General features: G+C 70.3%; 3 protein-coding genes. 1 reads left to right on the plus strand and 2 read right to left on the minus strand.

Going from position 1 to position 3,459, the window contains the following annotated elements; genetic code table 11:
* Positions 1 to 149 precede the first annotated feature (149 nt).
* Entirely contained in the window at positions 150 to 998 is an 849-nt protein-coding gene (locus D7W79_RS40230; RefSeq protein ID WP_120530499.1) for an HAD family hydrolase, read from the plus strand.
* Positions 999 to 1,091: 93 nt separating this feature from the next.
* Here D7W79_RS40230 and atpA read toward each other — a convergent pair whose 3' ends face one another.
* A complete protein-coding gene (gene atpA, locus D7W79_RS40235) occupies positions 1,092 to 2,639 on the minus strand; it encodes a F0F1 ATP synthase subunit alpha (RefSeq protein WP_120530500.1) in 1,548 nt (515 codons plus the stop codon).
* Between the two features lie 227 nt (positions 2,640 to 2,866).
* A partial coding sequence (locus D7W79_RS40240) for a sensor histidine kinase (protein WP_120530501.1) occupies positions 2,867 to 3,459 on the minus strand: 593 nt, incomplete at its 5' end.

The following is a 3,459-nucleotide window of genomic DNA, read 5'->3' on the forward strand; positions in this document are numbered from 1 at the left end:
ACCCGGGGTGGACCCGGCTTTCCGGGACTTGGCACCGGCCTCCACCCGGAGGCAGGGCAGGGGACTTGATTCGGGGCGGCCGACGGGGCGTCATTCGGGGCTTTCGTTCACGGCCGTGCTTCGGACGGCCGGGCTTCAAGGACCGGTGGATGGCGATCGCGTGCGTGGTGCTGGACTTCGATGGGACCTTCACGGACGTGCTGGCGGAGGGCGAGCCCTTCCTGAAGCACTTCCAGCAAGCGCTGTACGGGGTGCTGGGACAGGACGCGTCCCAGGCGTGGGCGGAGGAGGTCGCCGCGCTGCATGAGGGCGTGGACCAGTACGGCTGGGAGGTGGCGGGGCGCATCGTGGCGCCGGCCACCGCGGACCCCTACCTGACGGCCACCTGCACCGCGCACCGGCTGCTCCAGCGCTTCGGCAAGGGCGACGACGAAGCCGTGCGCACGGACACGGTGCAGACGCTGTACCGGGACGCGTACCGGCACTCGGCCACGGCCTTCAAGGCGGAGGCGAAGGAGGTGCTGGAGGCGCTGCTCGCCACGGGCCTCCCCGTGTCGGTGGTGACGAACGCGCACACGGAGCTGGTGGAGGCGAAGCTGGACAAGCTGGCCCCCAAGGGCCGCGAGCGGCTGAAGGTCTTCGGCGACGCGCGCAAGTTCCAGCTGGAGGACACGCAGCCAAGGGACGCCCGCTTCGACGCGCTGCCGGAGGCGCTCCACCTGGACGGCGTGCTGGGCCGGCCGGTGTACCTGCGGCGCGGGCGCTACTTCTCCGCGCTCAAGCGCATCTGGGACGCCACGCACACGGGCCCGGAGTCCACGCTCGTCGCGGGTGACATCTTCGAGCTGGACCTGGCCATGCCCGCCGCGCTGGGGGCGTACGTGCAGCTGGTGGAGCGCGCCAACGTGATGCCCTACGAGCGCGCCGCGGTGGAGCGCCTGGGCGCGCGCGGAAGCGCGGACAAGAGCCTGCGCGCCATCCTGCCCCGGCTGCGCTGACCCGCCCGGCGCTCCCGGGCAAACGAAAAGCCCCGCCTCCCAGCTGAAGGGAGGACGGGGCCGTCGTTACAGCACCGCGCGTGGGGCGCGAAACTAGACCTTGGCGCCCGGGGTCGGCTGGAACAGGTCGTTGAACTCCGTCAGCGCCTTGTTGATGTTCGCCTTGATGTCGGCGGTCAGCTCGCGCTTGGCAACGATGTCCTGGACGATGTTCGGGTACTTGCTGTCCACGAACTCCAGCATCTCCTTCATCCAGCGGACCACGTCACCCACCGGCACCTGGCGGATCCACCCGCGCTTGCCGGCGTCGTCCTTGTTCGTCGCGGCGTAGATCTGGATGACCTGACGCTCGACGGACAGCGGCTCGTACTGGCCCTGCTTGAGCAGCTCCACCATGCGGGCGCCGCGCGCCAGCGTCTCCTGCGTGGCCTTGTCCAGGTCGGAGCCGAACTGGGCGAAGGCGGCCAGCTCGCGGTACTGCGCCAGCTCCAGCTTCATGGAGCCCGCGACCTGCTTCATGGCCTTGATCTGCGCCGCGGAACCCACGCGCGACACGGAGAGACCCACGTTGATGGCCGGGCGGACGCCGGAGAAGAACAGGTCCGTCTCCAGGAAGATCTGCCCGTCGGTGATGGAGATGACGTTCGTCGGGATGTAGGCGGACACGTCACCCGCCTGCGTCTCGATGATGGGCAGCGCCGTGAGGGAGCCCGCGCCCTCCTCGTCGGACAGCTTGGCGGCGCGCTCCAGCAGGCGGCTGTGGATGTAGAACACGTCGCCGGGGTACGCCTCGCGGCCCGGCGGGCGGCGCAGGAGCAGGGACAGCTGGCGGTACGCCACGGCCTGCTTGGAGAGGTCGTCGTACACGATGAGGCCGTGCATCTTGTTGTCGCGGAAGTACTCGCCGATGGCGACGCCCGCGTACGGCGCGAAGTACTGCATGGGCGCCGGGTCGGAGGCGTTCGCCGCGACGACCGTCGTGTACTCCATGGCGCCGTGCTTGGTCAGCTTCTCCACCACCTGCGCCACGGTGGACTGCTTCTGCCCGATGGCGACGTAGATGCAGTAAACGCCCAGGCCCTTCTGGTTGATGATGGCGTCCACCGCGACGGCCGTCTTGCCCGTCTGGCGGTCACCGATGATGAGTTCGCGCTGACCGCGGCCCACCGGCACCAGCGCGTCCAGCGCCTTGATGCCCGTCTGCAGGGGCTCGTGCACGGACTTGCGCTTCACGATGCCGGGCGCCTTCACCTCCAGGCGGCGGTGCTCGGTGGCCTCGATGGGGCCCTTGCCGTCCACCGGCTGGCCCAGCGCGTTCACCACGCGGCCCAGCAGGCCCTTGCCCACCGGCACGGAGGCGATCTGCCCGGTGCGCTTCACGGTGTCACCCTCGCGGATGTCCTTGAAGTCACCCATGATGGCGACGCCGACGTTGTCCTCTTCCAGGTTGAGGACCAGGCCCTGCACGGCGTTGGAGAACTCCACCAGCTCGCCGGCGAGCGCGCCCTCCAGGCCGTACACGCGGGCGATACCGTCGCCCACGGACAGCACGGTGCCGGTCTCGGCGACGGTGACCTTCTTGCCGTAGTCCTTGATCTGCTCCCGGATGATTCTGCTGATCTCGTCGGCGCGGATTTCCATGGGCGTCTAGCGTCCTTGCGGAGGGGGCGGCCGGAGGAACGGGGTAGGCCGCCACGAATCTTGATGTACCGGGTGGCCCCCTATCACGGCCACCGGGACTCTCGCAACGCACCACGCACCCGGGACTTCCCCCACCCCCGTGCCCCTTTATCGCGGACGTAAGCCGGTGGCCCGGACATGGGAGGCCCCGCCCGCCCGCAGGCCCGGCGGCCTGGACCCGCCCGGCCTCAGGGGCCGGACGTGGAGGGGGCGTCCTCGCGGGGCAGCCACACGATGAAGCGGGTGCCGTCCGCCGCCCCCGACTCCACGGAGATGCGCCCGCCGTGGGCTAGGGCGATCTGCCGGACGATGAAGAGCGACAGCCCCAACCCGTCGTCCGCGGCGCAGACGGCGCGGTGCTTGAACGGCTCGAAGAGGGTGCCCTGGTACTCCGGCGGCACCCGGCAGTCCGGGTCATGCACCTGGACCGTCACGCCGTCCCAGCGCCCCTGAAGTTGGAGCACCACGGATGAGGACACCGGGCCGTGGTGCAGGGCGTTGCCCACCAGCGAGTCCATCAGCTGGAAGAGGCGCTCGCCGTCCCAGGTGCCCTTCAGGTCGCCGGTGGTGACGAGCCGCAGGTCGCGGCCCGGGTGGGCCGTCCGCCGGTCCGCCACCACGCGCTCCGCCAGCTGTCCCAGGTTGACGGGGGCGGGGTGCACGGGCAGGCCGTTGGACAGCCGGGCGCGCGTGAAGTCCAGCAGCTGGCGGATCAGCCGTTCCACCCGGCGCACGCCCGAGCCCTGTATCTTATACACATCTCCGCGCCCACGAGACATGC

The organism is Corallococcus exercitus (assembly GCF_003611585.1).
In the GTDB taxonomy this organism is placed as follows: domain Bacteria; phylum Myxococcota; class Myxococcia; order Myxococcales; family Myxococcaceae; genus Corallococcus; species Corallococcus exercitus.

Coding starts and splice junctions, on each gene's coding strand:
- D7W79_RS40230 (WP_120530499.1), top strand. CDS start 150: ATGGCGATCGCGTGCGTGGTGCTGGACTTCGATGGGACCTTCACGGAC.
- atpA (WP_120530500.1), bottom strand. CDS start 2,639: ATGGAAATCCGCGCCGACGAGATCAGCAGAATCATCCGGGAGCAGATC.